General features: G+C 46.1%; 22 protein-coding genes. 10 read left to right on the top strand and 12 right to left on the bottom strand.

Annotated elements, in window-relative coordinates; all coding sequences use genetic code 11:
- Positions 1–117: 117 nt before the first annotated feature.
- Both dnaK and dnaJ read left to right on the top strand, forming a co-directional pair.
- The gene (gene dnaK / locus ICV38_RS08815) at positions 118–2,049 is read left to right on the top strand and encodes a molecular chaperone DnaK (protein WP_215379828.1); all 1,932 of its coding nucleotides are present in this window, start codon (positions 118–120) and stop codon (positions 2,047–2,049) included.
- Between the two features lie 99 nt (positions 2,050–2,148).
- A complete protein-coding gene (gene dnaJ, locus ICV38_RS08810) occupies positions 2,149–3,285 on the top strand; it encodes a molecular chaperone DnaJ (RefSeq protein WP_215379825.1) in 1,137 nt (378 codons plus the stop codon).
- Here the strand turns inward: dnaJ and panB are convergent, their stop codons facing one another.
- From panB to ICV38_RS08780, 6 genes are read right to left on the bottom strand one after another with little or no spacing between them, the layout of a single operon-like run.
- On the bottom strand, positions 3,286–4,101 hold the full coding sequence (gene panB / locus ICV38_RS08805) for a 3-methyl-2-oxobutanoate hydroxymethyltransferase (protein ID WP_215379823.1): 816 nt from the start codon (positions 4,099–4,101) through the stop codon (positions 3,286–3,288).
- Between the two features lie 17 nt (positions 4,102–4,118).
- A complete protein-coding gene (folK, locus tag ICV38_RS08800) occupies positions 4,119–4,646 on the bottom strand; it encodes a 2-amino-4-hydroxy-6-hydroxymethyldihydropteridine diphosphokinase (RefSeq protein ID WP_215379820.1) in 528 nt (175 codons plus the stop codon).
- 52 nt (positions 4,647–4,698) lie between these two features.
- The gene (pcnB, locus tag ICV38_RS08795) at positions 4,699–6,102 is read right to left on the bottom strand and encodes a polynucleotide adenylyltransferase PcnB (protein WP_215379817.1); all 1,404 of its coding nucleotides are present in this window, start codon (positions 6,100–6,102) and stop codon (positions 4,699–4,701) included.
- Positions 6,099–6,779 (bottom strand): HAD family phosphatase, encoded by a 681-nt coding sequence (locus ICV38_RS08790; RefSeq protein WP_215379803.1) that lies wholly within the window; start codon positions 6,777–6,779, stop codon positions 6,099–6,101. The genes pcnB and ICV38_RS08790 overlap by 4 nt, the downstream gene beginning before the upstream one ends.
- A gap of 19 nt (positions 6,780–6,798) precedes the next feature.
- Positions 6,799–7,554, bottom strand: coding sequence for a DnaA regulatory inactivator Hda (gene hda / locus ICV38_RS08785; RefSeq protein WP_215379799.1), 756 nt, complete (start codon positions 7,552–7,554; stop codon positions 6,799–6,801).
- Positions 7,555–7,564: 10 nt separating this feature from the next.
- Positions 7,565–8,554: an AI-2E family transporter gene (locus ICV38_RS08780; protein WP_215379795.1), complete on the bottom strand. Its 990-nt coding sequence runs from the start codon at positions 8,552–8,554 to the stop codon at positions 7,565–7,567.
- Positions 8,555–8,626: 72 nt separating this feature from the next.
- Here ICV38_RS08780 and purM point away from each other — a divergent pair, with 72 nt between their 5' ends.
- On the top strand, positions 8,627–9,679 hold the full coding sequence (gene purM / locus ICV38_RS08775) for a phosphoribosylformylglycinamidine cyclo-ligase (RefSeq protein ID WP_215379792.1): 1,053 nt from the start codon (positions 8,627–8,629) through the stop codon (positions 9,677–9,679).
- Here the strand turns inward: purM and miaA are convergent.
- A complete protein-coding gene (miaA, locus tag ICV38_RS08770; protein ID WP_215379780.1) occupies positions 9,672–10,712 on the bottom strand; it encodes a tRNA (adenosine(37)-N6)-dimethylallyltransferase MiaA in 1,041 nt (346 codons plus the stop codon). The two genes, purM and miaA, sit on opposite strands and share 8 nt — an antisense overlap.
- Positions 10,713–10,770: 58 nt before the next feature.
- Here miaA and ICV38_RS08765 point away from each other — a divergent pair, with 58 nt between their 5' ends.
- Entirely contained in the window at positions 10,771–11,415 is a 645-nt protein-coding gene (locus tag ICV38_RS08765; protein ID WP_215382859.1) for a VTT domain-containing protein, read from the top strand.
- A 14-nt stretch (positions 11,416–11,429) separates the two neighbouring features.
- On the opposite strand, the gene ICV38_RS08760 is transcribed toward ICV38_RS08765, so the two are convergent.
- Both ICV38_RS08760 and murJ read right to left on the bottom strand, forming a co-directional pair.
- Positions 11,430–12,272 (bottom strand): SirB1 family protein, encoded by an 843-nt coding sequence (locus ICV38_RS08760; protein WP_215379777.1) that lies wholly within the window; start codon positions 12,270–12,272, stop codon positions 11,430–11,432.
- A 5-nt stretch (positions 12,273–12,277) separates the two neighbouring features.
- A complete protein-coding gene (gene murJ, locus ICV38_RS08755; protein WP_215379774.1) occupies positions 12,278–13,831 on the bottom strand; it encodes a murein biosynthesis integral membrane protein MurJ in 1,554 nt (517 codons plus the stop codon).
- 151 nt (positions 13,832–13,982) lie between these two features.
- On the opposite strand from murJ, the gene rpsT reads away from it, so the two are divergent.
- Entirely contained in the window at positions 13,983–14,249 is a 267-nt protein-coding gene (gene rpsT / locus ICV38_RS08750; RefSeq protein WP_068320845.1) for a 30S ribosomal protein S20, read from the top strand.
- Positions 14,250–14,329: 80 nt separating this feature from the next.
- On the opposite strand, the gene ICV38_RS08745 is transcribed toward rpsT, so the two are convergent.
- Positions 14,330–14,638 (bottom strand): DUF3579 domain-containing protein, encoded by a 309-nt coding sequence (locus ICV38_RS08745; protein WP_215379762.1) that lies wholly within the window; start codon positions 14,636–14,638, stop codon positions 14,330–14,332.
- Between the two features lie 152 nt (positions 14,639–14,790).
- On the opposite strand from ICV38_RS08745, the gene argF reads away from it, so the two are divergent.
- The 3 genes from argF to ICV38_RS08730 all read left to right on the top strand — a co-directional run bounded on the left by argF (position 14,791) and on the right by ICV38_RS08730 (position 17,383).
- Complete coding sequence (gene argF / locus ICV38_RS08740; RefSeq protein WP_215382857.1) at positions 14,791–15,738, top strand: ornithine carbamoyltransferase; 948 nt, start codon at positions 14,791–14,793, stop codon at positions 15,736–15,738.
- 64 nt (positions 15,739–15,802) lie between these two features.
- Positions 15,803–17,035, top strand: a complete 1,233-nt coding sequence (locus ICV38_RS08735; RefSeq protein ID WP_215379759.1) for an argininosuccinate synthase — start codon at positions 15,803–15,805, stop codon at positions 17,033–17,035.
- A 42-nt stretch (positions 17,036–17,077) separates the two neighbouring features.
- Positions 17,078–17,383 (top strand): pyrimidine/purine nucleoside phosphorylase, encoded by a 306-nt coding sequence (locus ICV38_RS08730; protein ID WP_071466051.1) that lies wholly within the window; start codon positions 17,078–17,080, stop codon positions 17,381–17,383.
- A gap of 71 nt (positions 17,384–17,454) precedes the next feature.
- Here ICV38_RS08730 and ICV38_RS08725 read toward each other — a convergent pair whose 3' ends face one another.
- Together ICV38_RS08725 and ICV38_RS08720 are read right to left on the bottom strand one after the other, a co-directional pair.
- Complete coding sequence (locus tag ICV38_RS08725; protein ID WP_215379757.1) at positions 17,455–17,907, bottom strand: DUF192 domain-containing protein; 453 nt, start codon at positions 17,905–17,907, stop codon at positions 17,455–17,457.
- A gap of 83 nt (positions 17,908–17,990) precedes the next feature.
- The gene (locus ICV38_RS08720; protein WP_011903586.1) at positions 17,991–18,194 is read right to left on the bottom strand and encodes a cold-shock protein; all 204 of its coding nucleotides are present in this window, start codon (positions 18,192–18,194) and stop codon (positions 17,991–17,993) included.
- Between the two features lie 276 nt (positions 18,195–18,470).
- Here ICV38_RS08720 and clpS point away from each other — a divergent pair, with 276 nt between their 5' ends.
- The gene (gene clpS, locus ICV38_RS08715) at positions 18,471–18,827 is read left to right on the top strand and encodes an ATP-dependent Clp protease adapter ClpS (RefSeq protein ID WP_068949325.1); all 357 of its coding nucleotides are present in this window, start codon (positions 18,471–18,473) and stop codon (positions 18,825–18,827) included.
- Positions 18,824–21,130, top strand: a complete 2,307-nt coding sequence (clpA, locus tag ICV38_RS08710; protein WP_215379754.1) for an ATP-dependent Clp protease ATP-binding subunit ClpA — start codon at positions 18,824–18,826, stop codon at positions 21,128–21,130. The genes clpS and clpA overlap by 4 nt, the downstream gene beginning before the upstream one ends.
- Positions 21,131–21,156 lie beyond the last annotated feature (26 nt).

Below are 21,156 nucleotides of genomic sequence, written 5' to 3'. Positions count from 1 at the left end.
TTGAATTCCTCTTTTTAGACCCCATTTGTTGAGTATTGGAATATTCACGGCAGCTCAGATGAGTTGCCTAAAACAACCTAGAAGTACAACAAAGTAACTTAATTATTTGGAGCAATTATGGGAAAGATTATCGGAATCGACTTAGGAACCACTAACTCGTGCGTTTCAGTCGTTGAAAACAATGCACCTAAGGTTGTCGAGAATGCAGAAGGTGCTCGCACAACGCCATCCATCATCGCCTACGTTGAGGATGGCGAAGTATTGGTTGGTGCGCCAGCAAAACGTCAGTCAGTAACTAATCCTAAAAATACCATCTACGCAGTGAAGCGTTTGATGGGTCGTAAATTTACTGATCCTGAAGTACAAAAAGATATTGGCCTGATGCCTTACGCCATTATTCAAGCAGACAATGGTGATGCTTGGGTTGAAGCACGCGATAAGAAAATGGCGCCACAACAAGTTTCTGCTGAGATCTTGCGCAAGATGAAAAAGACTGCCGAAGATTATCTTGGCGAAGAAGTAACTGAAGCGGTCATTACTGTGCCTGCTTACTTTAACGACAGTCAACGTCAAGCAACTAAAGATGCTGGCCGTATCGCTGGTTTGGATGTGAAACGCATCATTAACGAGCCAACAGCCGCTGCTTTAGCATTTGGTCTGGATAAGCAAGATAAAGTAGATCGCAAGATCGCTGTATATGACTTGGGCGGCGGTACATTCGACGTTTCCATCATTGAGATTGCTAACGTGGACGGTGAGAAGCAGTTTGAAGTGCTCTCAACCAACGGTGACACCTTCCTTGGTGGTGAGGACTTTGACCAACGCATTATTGATTGGATTATTGCTGAGTTCAAAAAAGAACAAGGCGTTGATTTGAGTAAAGACGTGCTGGCATTACAACGCTTGAAAGATGCTGCTGAAAAAGCCAAGATTGAATTGTCATCTGCGCAGCAAACTGAAATCAATTTGCCATATGTAACGGCTGATGCAAGCGGTCCTAAGCATTTGAATTTGAAATTGACCCGCGCTAAGTTGGAATCTTTGGTAGAAGAATTAATTAGCCGTACAGCCGGTCCTTGCTTAACTGCAATCAAAGACGCTGGTGTAAACGTAGCTGATATCGACGATGTGATTTTGGTCGGTGGTCAGACTCGTATGCCTGCGGTGCAAGACAAAGTAAAAGAAATCTTTGGTAAAGAGCCACGTAAAGACGTTAACCCTGATGAAGCGGTGGCTGTTGGTGCTGCAATTCAAGGTTCTGTATTGTCTGGCGATCGTAAGGACGTATTGCTCTTGGACGTTACCCCATTGTCATTGGGTATCGAAACTCTTGGTGGCGTGATGACCAAGATGATTCCAAAGAACACCACGATTCCTACCAAGCATTCACAGGTTTACTCAACTGCGGAAGATAACCAGCCTGCGGTAACTATCAAGTGCTACCAAGGTGAGCGCGAAATGGCGGCTGCAAATAAATTGTTAGGTGAATTTAACCTTGAGGGTATTGCGCCAGCACAGCGTGGCATGCCACAAATTGAAGTGACCTTTGATATCGATGCCAACGGTATTTTGCATGTAACAGCAAAAGACAAAACTACAGGTAAAGAGAACAAGATCACCATCAAGGCAAACTCTGGTTTGACTGAAGAGGAAATTCAACGCATGGTGAAAGATGCTGAAGCCAATGCTGCTGAGGATAAGAAAGCCCTTGAGTTGGTCACTGCACGCAATACAGCTGATGCCTTAGCTCACTCTACTAAGAAAGCTCTGGAAGAGCATGGTGCCAGCTTAGAAGCTTCCGAAAAAGAAGTGATCGAAGTAGCTCTCAAAGAGTTGGATGAGGCTATCAAAGGTAGTGATAAAGAGGCTATTGAAGCCAAGACCGAAGCTTTGGGTAAGGCAAGTCAAAAGCTAGGCGAAAAAGTCATGGCCGCTGAACAAGCTAAAGCTGGTGCAGCTGCAGGCGCAGCCCCAGGTGGCGAGCAAAAAGCAGCCCCTGATGCTGATGTCGTAGATGCAGATTTTAAAGAGGTTAATGATAAGAAGTAATTCTGGAATTAGACATTCATTAACGTAGTTTTGATGTTTCTAAATAACAAGTCGGCCTCGTGCCGACTTGTGCCATTGAGGTTGTTGAGAGGATAGGCCGTGCCTAAAAGTAAACGCGATTTTTATGAAGTGCTTGGTGTAGCAAAAGGTGCTAGCAATGAAGAGCTCAAAAAGGCTTATCGCAAAATGGCAATGAAGTATCACCCTGATCGCAACCCTGATAGCAAAACAGCTGAAGCCCAATTTAAAGAGGTAAAAGAAGCGTACGAAACGCTAACTGATCCTAATAAGCGCGCTGCTTATGATCAATACGGTCATGCTGGTGTTGACCCTTCAATGGGCGGGGGATTTGGTGGGGGCGGCTTCGGAGGTGGTGGATTTGCCGATGCTTTTGGAGATATCTTCGGTGATATTTTTGGTCAAGGTGGTGGTCGTCAGTCGGGTCCCCAGGTTTATAAAGGGGCCGACCTGCGCTACAACATGGACATCACTCTTGAGCAAGCTGCCGAAGGGTATTCCACTCAAATCCGTGTTCCTAGTTGGAGTAATTGCAAGCCATGTCATGGCACTGGTGCGGAGCCGGGCTCCAAAGCTGAGACATGTACTACCTGCAATGGTCACGGCCAAGTCCGCGTTCAGCAAGGCTTCTTTTCTATGCAGCAAACTTGCCCTAAGTGCCGCGGTACGGGTGAGTACATTCCCAAGCCATGCAAGACTTGTCAGGGCACAGGCAAACTTAAAGAACAAAAAACGCTGGAAATCAAAATACCTGCAGGTATTGATGATGGCATGCGTGTTCGTTCAGTTGGTAATGGTGAGCCTGGAATTAATGGAGGCCCCTCTGGCGACCTCTATGTAGAAGTACGTGTCAAACCACATAAAGTCTTTCAACGAGACGGTAGTGATTTACATGTTCAAATGCCCATCTCTTTTGCAACAGCAACTATCGGTGGTGAGATTGAAGTGCCAACGCTATCTGGTCGAGTTGAGTTTCCAATTCCAGAGGGAACTCAGACTGGCAAAACTTTCCGCCTGCGTAACAAAGGCATTAAAGGTCTGCGCTCAACTTTAGTTGGTGATCTCTTTGTTCACGTTTTAGTTGAAACACCTGTGAAATTGACTGATGAGCAAAAGCAATTGCTACAAAAGTTTGACGACAGTCTCAAGTCGGGTGGCGATAAACATAGCCCGCAACAAAAGGGCTGGTTTGATGGCGTAAAGAGTTTCTTTAGCTAGTTAACCGGCAAAGCCATGCTCGGGTCCGGGAAACTTTCCGGACTTCACCTCACGGACGTAGGCCTTAACTGCAGCCTCAACTGAGTGGTGACCTTCCATGAAATTCTTCACGAACTTGGGAGCTTTGCCTGGGCTGATTCCCAGCATATCTTGCAGAACTAAAACCTGACCAGAGCATTCTGGGCCTGCACCAATTCCAATAGTTGGAATGTGCAACTCAGCTGTAATTTTTTTGCCAAGCGATGAAGGGATTGCTTCAAGCACTACCATTTGTGCCCCAGCTTGCTGGCATGCAAGTGCTTGCTCGAGCATATGGCTGGCAGCATCTTTTGATTTACCTTGAACTTTGTAGCCGCCCAAGACATGAACTGATTGAGGTAGCAATCCAAGGTGAGCGCAAACTGGTACGCTGCGTTCAACTAAATATTGGATGATGTCGACTTGCCAATCACCACCCTCTAGCTTGACCATGTCTGCGCCGGCACGCATAAGTTCCGCCGCAGAATCTAATGCTTGTACTGGATCGCCATAGCTAGCAAATGGCAAGTCAGTAATTAGAAAAGCATGGGTGTTTGCGCGGGCTACACATTCAGTGTGATAAGCCATTTGCTCAACAGTCACAGGCGTCGTGCTGGAGTGTCCCTGAATAACGTTGCCCAATGAGTCACCGATCAAGATGACCTCAACTCCGCAGCGATTCAATAATGCGGACATTGTTGAATCATATGCCGTGAGCATAGTAATTTTTTCTTGCTCGGCATGCATCGCCAAGAGCTTAGTAATCGAGATTGGCTTATCGCCCTGTAAGTAACCCATGGCGAGAGTTTAATGAATTAATGCGCCGTTTGGCTATAAACCTCTTTTTCCCCACAATTGCAGTTACGGCAGGGGAGTTTTTCAATTCTCTGGTGAGCTACTTTTGGTAAGTAGGCTTTTAATTCGCCAAAATTGGGTAGGAAAAAATCAGGAGCTATTTCTAGTAGGGGAAGCAAAACGAATGATCGTTCAATGATTCTTGGATGGGGGAGCATGAGCTCAGTTTCGTTTTGAGTGACACCCTCAAAAGACAAAATGTCTAAATCTAGAGTGCGTGGCGCGTTGGCATAAGGCCGTTCTCTGCCAAACTCTTGTTCAATTGCTTGGCAGACATGCAAAAGTCCGTAAGGAGTAAGTTGAGTTTCGATTTCAATCACTGCATTGATGTAATCACCACCAAGGGCATCAACGGGTGCGCTTTGGTAAAAACAGCTCTTGGCCAGAATCTGCAATTCTGAGCGCTGTGCTAAGCAGACGATTGCGTCAGTGATAAGTTGACGGGTATCGCCGATATTGCCGCCAAATCCGATAAATGCTCGTGCCATAGGATTCCAAACTTGAGATGAAACTACTTTACCGAAAAATCTCTAAGTCTGCTTAACCTGCCGCGGGTTCTGATGGAGTGGCTGATTTGGGTTTTCTGCGCCGGCGCCTTTTAGCTGGCGCGTTGGCAACGGAACCTAAATCATTTTTGGCGCTAGCCATTAATTCATCTTGTCCTGCTGGATCGGCAGCAATGAAGTTAGTCCACCATTCTCCTAAGGTCGGGCTTTGTTCACCGGTTGCACATCTTAGGAGCATAAAGTCATAGCCTGCCCTAAAACGGGGCGATTCGATGAGTCGATAAGGGTAGCGTCCAACCCGTCTTTCAAAGCGTGGCTGCATAGACCAGATTTCCCGCATATCGCTCTCAAACCGACGTTGTATCGTCATGCCACTGCTTTGAGTGGCGATAGTGTCATCCATTGCTTCATTTAGTGCGGGAATATTGGCCATACCTTTAGCGATATTGGCTTTCCAGTTCTTTAGAAGGTCTGGCCAAAGTAGGGTGGCAAATAAGAATCCTGCAGAAACACTTTTGCCGGATTGGATGCGCTGATCAGTATTTGCTAATGCCAACTTTACAAAATCATTTGCCCCTTTAGACGCTTCGCTGCTATCAAGAATGTGATCGAGAAGCGGCAGTAGTCCGTGGTGTAAACCGGCGTTGCTGAGGCCTTGAATAGCGGCCCAAGAGTAACCGGACATTAAGAGCTTCAGGATTTCATCAAACAGTCTCGCTGAGGGTACATCCTGCAAGAGTTTTCCCAGCTTGGCGATTGGGGCGCGAGTGTTGGCTTCTAAGGTAAATCCTGTTTTAGCAGCAAAGCGTATTGCTCTGAGCATACGAACAGGGTCTTCACGATAGCGTTTGGTGGGATCGCCGATCATGCGCAAAGTTTTCTTCTGCATGTCAGCCATGCCACCGTGATAGTCCAAGACGGTTTCAGTTGACGGGTCGTAATACATTGCGTTGATCGTGAAATCGCGACGAGCAGCATCCTCGCCTTGTGAACCCCAAACGTTGTCGCGCAAAATTCGACCACTCTCAGCGACGTGGTCACCAGCGTTATCTAGTAGCGCTCTAAAGGTAGAGACTTCAATAATTTCTGGATGGCCTTTGCCAAAAAAAGTGACATGCACAATCTGAAAGCGACGACCAATGAGGCGGGCCTTGCGGAACAGTCTTTGCACTTGATCGGGTGTTGCATTCGTAGCAACGTCAAAGTCTTTGGGTCCAATGCCTAAAACGAGATCGCGTACTGCTCCACCAACAATAAATGCCTCATAACCTGCTTGCTGCAAAGTTTGGGTGACTTTGACGGCATTCTTCGAGAGTAGGTGTGGATCAATGCGATGCAATTTCTTGGGGATGCGTTTTGGCACCCCAGTATTATTTGCTTGCGTATGCTTGACCATTGGGTCGCGACGCAAAATACGTTTAATAAATTTAGCAATCATGCAAACAACTCAAGAATCGGCCATTGACGTTTTTGAGCCTCATTACGAAGACGGTCATCGGGGTTGGTGGCAACCGGATGACTTACTTGCTCGAGTAGTGGTAAATCATTCATTGAATCAGAGTAGAAATAACTGCGTGGCAAAGTGCCCAAGCTCAAATTTCGCTGACTTAACCAGTTTTGCAGATTTTGAATCTTGCCTTCCCGAAAGTTCGGAATACCTTGAACGTCACCAGTGAACGTTGACGAAGGCTCATTGGTGCTCGTTGCCGGCTCGGTAGCAATGAGATGTTCGATCCCAAAAATTTCTACGATTGGACGTGTAACAAAGCTATTGGTTGCCGTCACTACGCAACACAGATCACCCGCATCTTGATGTTGCATAACTAAATCGATTGCTTTCTGGCGAATATGACCCTTAATGACCTCTTCCATAAATTGATCGTGCCATTCTTTTAATTGGGCCCGTGAATGTTCGGAAAGAGGTTTTAGGGCAAACCGTAAAAATTCATTAATATCAAGCCTACCTTCTTTGTAGTCTTGATAAAAGCGCTCATTTTGACGCGCATAATATTCGCTATCAACAACACCAATGCGTGCTAAAAATTGACCCCACTCGTAGTCGCTATCGCAAGGTAGTAGGGTGTGATCTAAATCGAAAAGGGCTAACTGAGTCACAAATTGAATATTGAGTAAATTATTTAGGCTGCAAGAGCTCGCGAACTAGTGGCAAGGTTACAGCGCGTTTTGTTTCTAATGAGTAAGCATCCAAAGCATCAATTAAAGCCATTAAATTTGGCATATCGCGATAAAAGCGGTTTAACAGCCACGGCAAAACATCGGGTGAGAGGACCAATCCTCTGGCCTTCGCTGCTTGCTCTAAGGCTTGTATTTTCTCATCATCATCCAAAAGTTGGGTCTGGAAGATCAAGCCCCAGCCCAAGCGGGTCCGCAGGTCTTCACGGAGGGAAAGTGAGGCTGGCGCTGCGTTCCCAGCCATAAAAATATGAATATTTTTGCTGGCTTGGACTTCATTCAGAATCCGAAAAAGTGCCCCAACCAGACGTTCATCTAGGCGATCAACATCATCAACGGTAATGACTGATGGGGCATTGCTTGGAGTGAGACTTGGTAGCTTTTCCTCAAGGCGTACCCAAGAGATCGGTTCACTTGGGTTGAGAGAAAAATTCTCAAGTCCGGTATTTTCTGCAACATGATTCATTGCGTTCAGTAAGTGAGATCGTCCAGATCCTTCCGGTCCCCACCAATATATCCAGCGATGATTGAGTGGATTATTTACCGCCTCTTTGGGTGCACGAGTCCAAGTGCTGGAAAGTGATTGCAGCGTTGATACCAATGCAAGATCTTTGCCGGGTAGGTAGTTTTCAAGACTGGCTTTTGGTGTATGACTAATGTCTAGGGCAAATTGTCTTGGAAGCGAAGGTGTATTCATTAACACTAAATTATTTTTGATACCAAGAGCTTTGCGTATAAACGGACCAGAGGTATTGAACTAGGACTAGGCTAACCGCACTAATTGGTAAAGCCAATAAGACACCAAAGAAACCAAAAAGCTTTCCAAACAATAGCAAGGCAAACAAGACTGCTACTGGATGTAAGCCAATGCGCTCGCCTACTAGGCGGGGTGTCAACACAAAGCCTTCTAAAAATTGCCCGAGACCATATAGGGCTAAAACACCAACCAGCTCTCGTTCCGGACCAAATTGAAGGAGTGCTGAGAGGATTGCAAGACCAAATCCTAAGGCGATGCCAATGTATGGAATCACAATCATGAGGGCAGTAAAGATGCCTAATGCAACAGCACCTTTGATACCAATGATGCTTAGACCGGCGCTATAAAAAACAGACATGATCGAAATCACAATGATCATGCCATTGAGATATTGGGAGAGTAGACCATCTGTATGCATTGCCAAGTGATGCACTGTCTCCTGCGCACGTACAGGAACAATTTTTTTAACTAATCCAAAGAAGTGATCCCAATCCAAAAGTAGGTAGAACATGACAAACACAATCAAAACAGCATTTACAAATCCTGCAATGACTGAGCTACCTGACATAAGTACGGTTTCGATCGTCGAGCTCATTAGGCTGTCTGCGTTATCGCTGATGTGCTCCGATATTTTTTGAGATGCCGCAGCTTTTAATGCTCCCCAATCGACATTGAGATGGAGGTCGGCTAGCCTAGGTCCAAGCCAAGCCTGAGTATTGGCGATCCAATCAGGTAATTGCGCCTTGATGAGAGGAATCTCGGTTTTGAGTAGTCCAATAAAGAGACTCAAAATCGCTATAACTACCCCTAATCCAAAAATAACCGTCAGCCCTGCCGCAGTAGCCGCGGGCAAGCGACGTCCTTCCAGCCACAGAAAAGCAGGCCTTAGGATGTAGGCCAAGATAAATGCAGCCAGAAAAGGGGTAAAAATTTCAGCCATGACGAGTAATCCTCTAGAATTCAATGATTCTACTGACCCAGTAGCATTTTTCACCAATATTCCAGCGTAAACATGACTTCATCTACCAATTCTTCCTCAAAAGGCCTTTCCTACCGTGACGCTGGCGTTGATATTGACGCTGGGGATGACTTGGTTGACCGTATTAAGCCTTTGGCTAAAAAGACCATGCGTGAGGGTGTATTGGCTGGAATTGGTGGTTTTGGGGCTCTTTTCGAGGTACCTAAGCGCTATAAAGAGCCGGTTTTGGTTTCTGGTACGGACGGTGTTGGAACAAAGCTACGTTTGGCTTTTGAGTGGAACCGTCACGAGACTATCGGCCAAGACCTAGTAGCGATGAGTGTGAACGATATTTTGGTACAAGGTGCCGAGCCATTGTTCTTCTTGGATTACTTTGCTTGCGGCAAATTGACTGTTGATACTGCAGCCACGGTTGTTGGTGGAATTGCGAAAGGTTGCGAATTATCTGGTTGCGCCCTGATTGGTGGGGAGACCGCGGAGATGCCTGGTATGTATCCTCCTGGTGAGTATGACTTGGCTGGTTTTGCAGTTGGCGCAGTTGAGAAATCCAAAATTATTACTGGTAACACTATTGTTCCTGGTGATGTAGTACTAGCAATTGGTTCAAGTGGCGCTCACTCCAATGGTTATTCTTTGGTGCGAAAAATTATTGAGCGTGCTGGTGCAAAGCCAAGTGATGATTTGGGTGGTCGCCCCTTGGGTGATGTGGTGATGGCGCCAACGGAGATTTATGTAAAGCCACTACTCAAATTGATCTCTGAGATTGATGTCAAAGGAATGGCGCACATTACTGGTGGGGGCTTAGTGGATAACGTGCCACGTGTATTGCCAGAAAATACGCAAGCAGTTTTACATCGTAGTAGTTGGCAAATGCCAGAACTCTTCCGCTGGTTACAGATGAAGGGTGGTGTTGCAGATGCTGAAATGGTGCGGGTATTTAACTGCGGTATTGGCATGGTGGTAATTGTTACCCCTGCACAAGCTGATACGGCAATCAAATCATTAACCGCTCAAGGCTTAAAGGCCTGGACTGTTGGTGAAGTGGTTGAGCGTCCAAAAGATGCGCCACAAACCATCGTCATCTAAGGCAATAGCTACTGGACTTAGCTAGAGAACTATTTTTTAGATTTTGTTTGCAGTAATCTAAGGCCGCCTTCAGCTCTTCGGGGTTAAAGGGGTCATAAGTATTTCTTCCCGAGATTGCTCTTAGCCAAGTGAGTTGGCGCTTCCCAAGCTGCCTGGTGGCGGCTAATGCTTTGTAGCGCATTTGCTCGGCATCAATTTCCCCGTTGAGATATTCCCAAGCCTGACGATAGCCTACCGAACGTATGGCTGGTAGATCTGCATGTAAGTCAGGATTGGTGCGGAGCGTTTTCACTTCATCCAAAAAGCCTGCTAGCAGCATTTCGTCAAATCGTTTTTCGAGATTTTGATGAAGACGTTTGCGATCGCTTGGTTCTAGTGATACCAACTTAATCCAATCTGGAATAGTAGAACCTTCTCTACCGTCCTCGCTAGGAGAATCTGCGAGTAATGTAGACATGGGTTTGCCAGTAATTTCAAAAACCTCGAGCGCGCGTTGTACTCTTTGTGAATCATTGGGCTGTAATCGTGCAGCAGTTTCTGGATCTACTTCTGCGAGCTTGGCATGCATGGCTGGCCACCCCAGTGTTTTGCCTTCTTCATCAAGGCGGGCGCGTATATCAGGGTTGGCAGTTGGCAATGAAGAAAGACCATGCACCCACGCCCTCCAATACAACATGGTTCCACCAACCACAACAGGAATATTTCCACGGCTTCGGATTTCATCACAGAGTCGTTTTGCATCTTTGGCAAATCGTGCTGCTGAGTACACCTCGGTAGGTTCAAGGATGTCGATCAAGTGATGAATGACTGCAGCTTGTTCTGCTTTAGTCGGCTTAGCACTGCCAATATCAAGGCCACGATAGACCAGAGCAGAATCCATGCTGATCACTTCAATAGTCATGCCGAGAGATTTGGCATGTTCAGCTAAAGACATGGCGAGATGGGTTTTGCCTGCACCGGTAGGTCCCACAATACACAGTATGGGATTTACTTTCGGTGACTGCATAGGCTGAATGTAGGGTTCAGTTTGCATGCTTCATTATAAGAGCCTGTTAATATGCGCATCAAACCTATCCTAGGAGCGCAAGTTGATTGATACCCTTTTGCAATTGAGCGATTTACTGCTACATATTGATCGGCATTTGGATGTTGTGATCTCACAATATGGTCCTTGGGCATATGGTTTGTTATTTGCGATTGTGTTTGCTGAAACAGGGCTGGTGGTTGCCCCATTCTTGCCTGGCGACTCCCTTTTATTTATTGCGGGTGCCTACTGTGCAACTGAGCACTTTAATATTTGGACTTTGTGTATTGGTTTATTGATTGCGGCCATATCCGGTAATACCGTGAATTACTTTATTGGTCGTTGGATTGGCAAAAGAGTGTTTAGTAGTAATTCACGTTGGATTGATCAAGGCGCTTTGCTCAAGACCCACGCCTTTTATGAAAAGCATGGCGGTAAGACCATAATCGTCGCTCGGTTTCTGCCGATTATCCGAACCTTTGCTCCTTTTGTTGCAGGCATTTCCGAAATGAATTTCTCGCGCTTTCAGTTATTCAACATTACTGGCGCAGTCTTGTGGGTTTTTGGATTAGTGATTGCGGGATACTTTTTTGGCAATATCCCCGTTATTCGTCAAAACCTTAATGTGATTGTTTTGGTAGGTATAGGCGCAGCAGCAGTGCCCGTTGCCCTTGCTGCAATCTACAAACTCTTCCAACGTAAGAAAAGTTAAATCACCACATTTGGTTAATGTAGTTTGGTTTGACTTTCTAGTGTTGCGATGTGTTCCCGAATATCACTTGCATCTTCAGCTTCTGGAACCTCGCTAAGATAGCGATGCATATCAGCTAGTGCAGGACGCAAATATTCTAATTGGGCAAAGATCAAACCACGGTCTCTGACCTCTTCAATTGAGTCAGGCAGCAAAATTACCAGTCGCTCTTGGATGCCAAGTAAGCGCTCCCAGCGCTCATGTTCCGAGTAGATCATTTTAAGATTCCGCAGAAAGCGCGACAGGATCTCTCTGGCGCTGGAAGCCCGCAGAAATACATTCAGAGGCAGACTGAGTTCACCTCGATAGCCTTTAGCATCAAGATAGGGATCAAGCATCTCTTGTAGTTGATTCTTGGAGAGAGAATCACCGGTCAATGGATCCATGATCACTTCACCTTGTTGCAAAGAGATGCGCATCATAAAGTGATTGGGGAATGAAACACCCCGAATCTTTAAGCCAATTTGCTGACCTAATTCCATCATTAAGATGGCTAATGAGATCGGAATGCCTCTGCGATTCTCGAGCACATAGTGTAAGTAAGAATTTTCAGGCGCATAAAAATCATTCGGGTTTGGGCCAAAGCCTAACTCGGTATAAAAGAAATGCTTGAGAATTTGTAAGCGCTGAATCGGTGAGGTGTCAGGGGTGATACGCGCTTTTAATTTATTGCCCAGCTCGTCAAGATGATCGAGAACACCTTGAACATCTAGATCAGGATAGGCGTGTTGTGCTACAGCGATTGCTGCTTCTGTTAAAGGGAAGTGCTCGTCCTCAGTAACTAGTGAAGTGAAATAGTCGAGTTGTTGTGTTGGCATACATCCTATTTTGCATGACGCAAGAATTTTTGCCAGCGAATTCCAACCAAGGCTAGGGCACCAAAGTAAATCAAGGCTGCGATAGTCAACCATAGCGTCAATAAGCCAATACGAGTCCAAGGCTCGGCCTGTAGGGCAATCCAGTTATGAGCATTGGCCGCATAAAAAAGGACGGCTGCAAACGGGATTAAAGCCAATAAGAGCTGCCCCAAATACTTTATCCAGGCTGCGCTTGGGAGAGCGCCTCGTTTATGTAGGCCAACCCATAGTAGGGCGGCGTTCAAACAAGCACCAGTGCCAACCGATAAGGCCAATCCGGCATGCCCTAACCAAGGCACAAAGACCAAGTTGGCCATTTGTGTAGCAACGAGCACGAATAAGCCGATTTTGACTGGGGTGCGAATATCTTGGCGAGAATAAAACCCAGGCGCCAAAATCTTGACAAGAATTAATCCAATGAGTCCCACTCCATAGGCTGCTAAAGCACGCTGTGTCATGAGGACATCAAGCGCATTAAATTTTCCATAGTGATACAGAACTGCTGCCAAAGGCTCACCAAAAATAAAGAGCGCAATAGCAGACGGTGCAGCAAGCAAGAAGGTGAGTTGCAATCCCCAAACGAGTAGTTCACCGGCATGCACTAAATCATTTTTTGCATTGGCCTTGCTTAAGCTTGGCAGAAGCACTGTGCCCAGCGCAACACCAAGCAGTGCGGTTGGAAATTCCATTAAACGATCGGCATAAGAGAGCCAAGAAACGCTACCTGCTTGTAAGTGCGATGCAATGTTGGTGTTGATGATCAAAGAAATTTGCGCAACGGAAACTGCAAATACTGCAGGCCCCATCAGTTTCATGACGCGTCTTGCATCAGGGTTTGTGATAGCAGCCTTGATTGCTCCAGGTAGCAAACCGATTCGAGGCAAAAGACCCAAGCGAGAAAGTGCTGGCACTTGAATGGCTAGCTGGAGCACGCCGCCCAAAAGGACGCCAATACTCAATGCATAAATTGGTTGCTCTAAATGTGGTGCTAAAAAGATAGCGCTTCCAATTAAAGCGAAATTGAGGAGTACTGGTGTGAACGCTGGAATTGCAAAGCGGTGATAAGTGTTCAGAATCCCCGCTGAGAGGGAAACCATCGAAATCAGTCCGATGTAGGGGAACATGATTCGGGTCATCACAACACTAGCCTCATAAGCTGGGCCACCGCTAAAGCCTGTAGCAATCACCAGAATGAGCAGGGGCGCGCCAATAACCCCAAGCAGTACCGTTAGCAGGAGAGCCCAAAATAAGAGTGTGGCAACCGCATTAATAAGGATTTTGGCCTTGTTTTGGTCCTCATTTGTGGAAATTTCACCCAAAATAGGCACAAAAGCCTGGGAAAAAGCCCCTTCAGCAAACAGGCGGCGGAGCAGATTGGGTAGTCTAAAAGCCACATTGAAGGCGTCTGTCCACTCCGAAGCCCCGAAACTGCGGGCAATTAAGGTCTCCCGCAGCAGCCCAGTAATACGGGACAGCATGGTCAGGGAGCTAACCTTAGCGGCGGCAGAAAGCAGGTTCATGAGCCGATTTTCACCTATTTATGGGTGGACTGGGCTTTTTTGCCCCTTTAAGGTAAAATCTTGGGTTTTGGCGAGCTTGCTTATGAATCTGGCAGGTCCGCGAGATTTTTAACTAATCGCATTTTGCAATTTATAGAGGCAAGGTTTAAAGATGGCCAATACAGCACAAGCGCGTAAGCGCGCACGCCAGGCAGTAAAACAAAACGAGCATAACTCCAGCTTGCGCTCAAAGCTTCGCACTTCCATTAAGGCAGTTCGCAAAGCTATCGAAACTGGTGACAAAGCTGCTGCAGCGAAGGTTTTCGCAGCAACTCAAGCAACAATCGACAAGATTGCTGATAAAAAGATCGCTCACAAAAATACTGCAGCACGTCAAAAGTCACGTTTGTCTGCAGCTATCAAGGCGATGGCAGCGTAATTTTGTAATAGTTTTAGGCTGGTCGAATCAGGTTTCGACCTAAGCCCGCTCCTTATCAGAGCGGGTTTTTGTTTTTAGGGCTAGGATTGGGGTTTGGGTTCAAACTCGCAGGCCTCTTCAATCGGTAGGCTATTGTCTTTGGCAAAGTTCATGACAAAGTCGAGCGCTCTTGGATCGAGGTCACCAAGCCTGGTATCGATAACAACGCATTTCACTGTAGCAATCACGACCGGAATGACATAGGGTGAATAAGTGAAGCGTGGGTCTCCGGAATCTCCTGGAGGGCGAAAAGTAGCCATCACCCCGCAGAGACGTTCCGCCCAATCACTGGGTCGAAATGGTTTGCCAGAAGTGGTAATGCCTTGAATGAAAAGCTTTTTGTGGTTCAAGTTGGCGTAAGGAAGTTCGTAAGAATCAGTATTACTAAGTCCTCTAGCTTAACAGCCTGAGGTGACCGTAAGATGGCTTTATGTTCTATTTTCGTGCAGTTGAAAGTTTTAAGAAAAAAATGCAAGCCAAAACTTTAGTAGAAAGCTCAACTATGACATCTCTGGCAAAGCCTCAAGTGCCTGGTCAGGTAAAGCATTATCTGCAGTTTGCTGACCTCACTCGCGAGGAATATGACTATTTGCTCAAAAGATCAGCTTGGTTAAAAGCAAAGTTTAAGAGTTATGAGACTTGGCATCCTTTGCATGACCGTACTTTGGCAATGATTTTTGAAAAGCACTCCACACGGACTCGTCTTTCTTTCGAGGCGGGCATCCATCAGCTTGGTGGCCATGCTGTATACCTAAACACTCGTGACACTCAGTTGGGTCGTGGCGAGCCTGTAGAGGACGCTGCACAGGTTATCTCAAGGATGACTGACATCATCATGATCCGCACCTTCGGTCAGGAGATCATCGAGCGTTTTGCTGCTAATTCCCGTGTACCTGTAATTAATGGCTTGACCAACGAATACCATCCTTGCCAAGTTTTGGCTGATATCTTTACTTTCGTTGAAGCGCGCGGACCGATTCAGGGTAAAACGGTTGCTTGGGTAGGTGATGCCAACAATATGGCCTATACCTGGATACAGGCGGCTGAATGTTTGGATTTCCAATTACGTTTCTCTGCCCCCCAGGGTTATCAGCTAGATCCTGCGCGCTTGACTAAGAATGCTGCAAAATATTTAACCGTTTGCGCTGATCCAAAGGATGCTTGTAAAGATGCTGGCTTGGTAACTACTGACGTATGGACCAGCATGGGCTTTGAGGCTGAAAACAATTCGCGCATGAATGCCTTTCAGGACTGGATGGTTGATGAAGAGTTGATGGCGGTAGCAAAACCAGATGCCTTATTTATGCATTGCTTGCCAGCACATCGAGGTGAAGAAGTTTCTGCGGGCGTGATTGATGGTCCGCAGAGCATTGTGTGGGAAGAGGCTGAAAATCGTTTGCATGTTCAAAAGGCTTTGATGGAGTATTTGCTCTGTGGCCGTTTGGATTAAGTTATAAAACGCAAGCAATAAAATTTAAGAAATTCATTTATTAATTTTGATTGAATAAGAAATCATGTCTGATATTAAAAAAGCGGTACTAGCCTATTCTGGTGGACTCGACACTAGCGTGATCTTGAAGTGGCTTCAAGATACCTACGGTTGCGAAATTGTTACTTTTACTGCTGACTTGGGTCAGGGTGAAGAGCTTGAGCCAGCGCGTGCTAAGGCTCTTCAGTTTGGTATCAAACCAGAGAACATTTTTATTGATGACTTGCGCGAAGAATTTGTACGTGACTTTGTGTTCCCAATGTTCCGCGCCAATACGATTTATGAGGGCGAATATCTCTTGGGCACTTCCATTGCGCGCCCATTGATCGCTAAACGTCAAATTGAGATTGCCCGCTTAACTGGTGCCGACTCTGTATCTCACGGCGCTACTGGCAAAGGTAATGACCAGGTTCGCTTTGAGTTGGGTTACTACGCACTTGAGCCGGGAATTAAAGTGATTGCTCCATGGCGTGAGTGGGACCTTCTTTCACGCGAGAAGTTAATGGCTTACGCTGAAAAGCATGGAATTCCTGTAGAGATGAAGCATAAGCAAGGCGGTTCACCCTATTCAATGGATGCCAACCTTTTGCACATCAGCTATGAAGGTCGCCATCTTGAGAATCCAAATGCCGAGGCTGAAGAGTCAATGTGGCGTTGGACAGTCTCTCCCGAGAAAGCCTCTGACGCTCCAGAAATCATTGAGATTGAATTTAAAGCTGGAGATCCGGTTGCGATTAACGGCAAGGCATACAAGCCTCATGAATTATTAGCAGAGCTCAATCGCGTTGGCGGTCAGCATGGTATTGGCCGTCTTGATTTGGTTGAAAACCGCTTCGTTGGTATGAAGAGTCGCGGCTGTTATGAGACTCCTGGCGGCACAATCCTTCTAAAGGCGCATCGCGGTATTGAAAGTATTACGCTTGATCGTGAAGTGGCTCACTTGAAGGATGATCTGATGCCACGCTACGCTAGCTTGATCTACAACGGCTTATGGTGGTCTCCAGAGCGTCTTGCGTTGCAAACCTTGATCGATCACACCCAACAAATGGTTAATGGTGTAGTGCGCCTCAAGCTTTATAAAGGTTCTGTATCCGTGATTTCACGTGACTCAGCCAATACCTTGTTTGATCAAAACATTGCAACCTTTGATGATGATGGTGGCGCCTATAACCAGGCGGATGCTGGCGGCTTCATCAAGCTCAATGCATTGCGTATGCGGATTGCTGAAATAGCAAAGCGTAAGCGCGCCAAGAAATAATCAGAAGTAATATTTAGAACCAAATGAAATAGAAAGAAATAGATGCAATTTGATCAAGTCTCAGTCGGCAAAAAAGCCAATGTATTTTTTGATGGGAAGTGTGTTTCACACACCGTGACTCTGCCTAATGGCGTTCGCAAGTCTGTTGGGGTTGTATTACCAAGCACTTTGCGTTTTGACCTTAGCACTAAAGAAGTCATGGAAGTAGTCGATGGCAATGCATTTGTCAGTATCAACGGTGCTCCAGAGCAAGAGTTCAAAGCCGGTCAGAGCTGGGAAGTAGAAAAAGGCGGTTATTTTATTATTCGCGCTGAGCAACCAGTGCATTATGTCTGCCACTTTGAGTAAAGAGCTTAATTGCTAAAGAAAAAGCAGACCTAGGTCTGCTTTTTTATTTCCTATTTCGCTGAGCTAACTTTCTAACGCCTCGGCAACCCCGTAATTACACTCCCCGGCACAATTACTCTTTCTGAGAACCATTGCTTGTTCATCTCTAGGGCGTAACGTACGGCTGCTTTGGGGCAATGATTATTGGTTGTCTCTGCTTGCATCTCTTCGATATTCACAATCTTGCCGTCATCTGCGATGAATGCAATTGAAAGCGGAATCTTCGTGTTATTCATCCAGAAGCAATGGCCTGCTTTTTGATCAAAGACAAACAGCATTCCTAAATTTGTTGGCATGCTTGCGCGGTTCATCAGACCAACTTCTCTGGCCTTAGGCGTATCAGCTAGCTCTGCTTGTATGCGGTAAATTCCTGTTTTTAGTTCAATGGTGGGTAATCCGACGTTCACTTGAGCCCATGCAATAACGGGGCTAAGTAGAAGGGTGGTCGCAAATAGCTTGGAAATTATTTTTTTAAATTTTTGCATGTGAGGATTTTAAGTCAGGCAAATTGCGGACGAAAAAAAACCCAGGAACGAATCCTGGGTTTTCCATAATGATCTAAGGACTATTAAGCCGCTTGGATATTGGTAGCTTGTTTGCCTTTAGGACCTTGGGTAATGTCAAACGTTACCTTTTGGTTTTCCTTGAGGGTTTTGAACCCAGGCATAGTAATTGCGCTGAAATGCGCGAACAACTCTTCTTCACCATCATCAGGTTTGATAAAGCCAAAACCTTTTGCATCATTGAACCACTTAACAATTCCGGTCGCCATGCGAACTCCATTACATAAACTTAAAACAACCGTGATGAGGGTAAATACTTTTTAATCAGTCTCAATCCACAACACGCCTAAATAGAACCTCTTTTGAAGCCTACCCCCCGATTGTTTGCCCTTTTTGTAGGGGTGTCAAGGAGTTATCTATACATACCCCCCAGTAATTACCCCTTTTTTTATCAAAAAATGCCCCAATATGGGTTAAAGAGGGGTTTTTGAGGGGTTTTCACAACAAGACCCTGCTCAAATCAAGTTTGGATATCTGTGTTTAGAATGTTTCTCATGAGTCGCACACCTAAAAACCCCACTACTGGCGTTCCCGCCAATCCCTATGTTGAGGACACCCTTCTTCTCGAAAAACAGGTCGAGCAAGTTAAGGCTCCATCAATGTACAAAGTTTTATTACTGAATGATGATTACACCCCAATGGAATTTGTGGTGATGGTCATTCAGGAGTATTTTAATAAGGATCACGAAACAGCAACGCGCATCATGTTGCAGGTTCATTTGGTTGGCAAAGGCGTTTGCGGAATCTTTACTCGCGATGTTGCGGCAACTAAGGTGCATCAAGTTATTGAATTATCCCGTGAAGCGGGCCACCCACTACAGTGCACTATGGAGGAAGCATGATTGCCCAAGAACTAGAAGTAAGTTTGCACATGGCGTTTGTTGACGCAAGGGCATCAAGACATGAATTCATTACCGTAGAGCATTTGCTAGCAGCCTTGCTAGATAACGCTACCGCGGTTGAGGTGCTAAAGGCTTGCGCGGTCAATATCGCAGAGTTGCGTGCTCAACTCAAAAACTTTATTAACGACAACACGCCTGTAGTACCAGGCAATGATGAAGTTGATACACAACCAACGCTTGGATTTCAGCGCGTGATTCAACGCGCCATCATGCATGTTCAATCGACATCCAATGGCAAGAAAGAAGTGACTGGTGCCAATGTTCTAGTCGCCATTTTTGGGGAAAAAGATTCGCATGCGGTGTACTTCTTGCAGCAGCAGGGTGTGACACGTTTGGACGTTGTGAACTTTATTAGCCATGGTGTCCGTAAAGATCAAGCTGAGCATGTAAAGCCAGCTGATACCACTCAAGAGACTGAAGAAGCAGCCTCTTCAGGCAAAGAGAGCCCATTAGATCAGTACACCCAGAATCTCAATGCTATGGCCCGTCAGGGAAAGATCGATCCATTGATCGGTCGTGAGAGTGAGGTAGAGCGCGTCATTCAAGTGCTTTGCCGTCGCCGCAAGAACAATCCATTATTGGTTGGTGAAGCTGGCGTTGGTAAAACTGCGATTGCAGAGGGCCTGGCTTGGAGAATTGTGAAGGGCGATGTCCCAGATATTTTGGCCGATGCTACTGTCTATTCATTGGATATGGGCGCCTTGTTGGCTGGCACCAAATACCGTGGCGACTTTGAGCAGCGACTCAAGAGCGTTCTCAAGTCATTAAAAGATCATGCGCATGGCGTGTTATTCATAGATGAAATTCATACCTTAATTGGTGCCGGTGCTGCATCTGGCGGAACCTTAGATGCAAGCAATCTCTTGAAGCCGGCTTTATCAAATGGTCAGCTCAAATGTATTGGTGCCACCACCTTCACTGAGTACCGTGGCATTTTTGAAAAAGATGCTGCTTTGTCACGTCGCTTCCAAAAGGTGGATGTCGTTGAACCAACTGTAGATCAGACTGTGCAAATTTTGCGTGGCTTGAAATCGCGTTTTGAAGAGCATCACAGTGTGAAGTACGCGGCTGGTGCTTTAGTCGCTGCTGCAGAGTTATCGGCTCGCTATATTAATGATCGCCATTTGCCAGATAAAGCAATCGATGTGATTGATGAGGCCGGTGCTGCGCAACGTATTCTGCCAAAGTCAAAGCAGAAGAAAACGATCGGCCGACCAGAGATTGAAGAGATTGTGGCAAAGATTGCACGCATACCGCCTCAGTCAGTCACCGTGGACGACCGTAGTAAGTTGCAAACTTTGGATCGCGATATTAAGAGCGTGGTATTTGGTCAAGACCCCGCAGTAGAATCCTTAGCTAGCGCGATCAAGATGACGCGTGCTGGTCTTGGTAAGATTGATAGGCCAATTGGTTCATTCTTGTTCTCGGGTCCAACAGGCGTTGGCAAGACAGAGGTTGCAAAACAGCTTGCTTATATTTTAGGTATTGAGCTCTTACGCTTTGATATGTCTGAGTACATGGAGCGTCATGCGGTTAGTCGCCTAATTGGTGCGCCTCCAGGTTATGTTGGCTTTGATCAGGGTGGCTTGCTGACTGAGGCTGTAAATAAGAAGCCACATTGCGTACTCTTGCTTGATGAAATTGAAAAAGCCCATCCTGATATTTTCAATATCCTCTTGCAGGTGATGGATCATGGCACCTTAACGGATAACAACGGTCGCAAGACAGATTTCCGTAATGTGATCATTATCATGACTACCAATGCTGGTGCCGAAGCAATGCAGAAGTCGACGATTGGCTTTACCAATGCGCGTGAATCTGGCGATGAGATGGCTGATATTAAAAAGTTCTTTACGCCTGAGTTCCGCAATCGCCTGGATGCCATTGTTTCCTTCAAAGCTCTCGATGAAACCATCATCATGCGTGTTGTCGACAAATTCCTAATGCAGTTGGAAGAACAGTTACATGAGAAGAAGGTCGATGCCACTTTCAGTCCCGCGTTGCGTGCGCATTTAGCTAAGCATGGCTTCGATCCATTAATGGGTGCACGTCCTATGCAGCGCATTATTCAGGACACTGTCCGTAAAGCGCTTGCTGATGAACTGCTCTTTGGTAAGTTAGCGCAAGGCGGACATGTGGATGTTGATATCGATGAAGAAGGCAAAGTGCAGTTGAACTTTGAAGCTCCTAAGTTGCCCGGTAAGGCAGCCAAGGTTGATGTCGCACCTGCAGAAGAAATTTAATTACCGATTTACCAACAAAGGGAAAA

Source organism: Polynucleobacter sp. MG-6-Vaara-E2, from assembly GCF_018687695.1.
Classification (GTDB): Bacteria; Pseudomonadota; Gammaproteobacteria; order Burkholderiales; family Burkholderiaceae; genus Polynucleobacter.
Note: the sequence above shows the minus strand (reverse complement) of the source record. Positions and strands in the feature narration are given on the sequence as shown.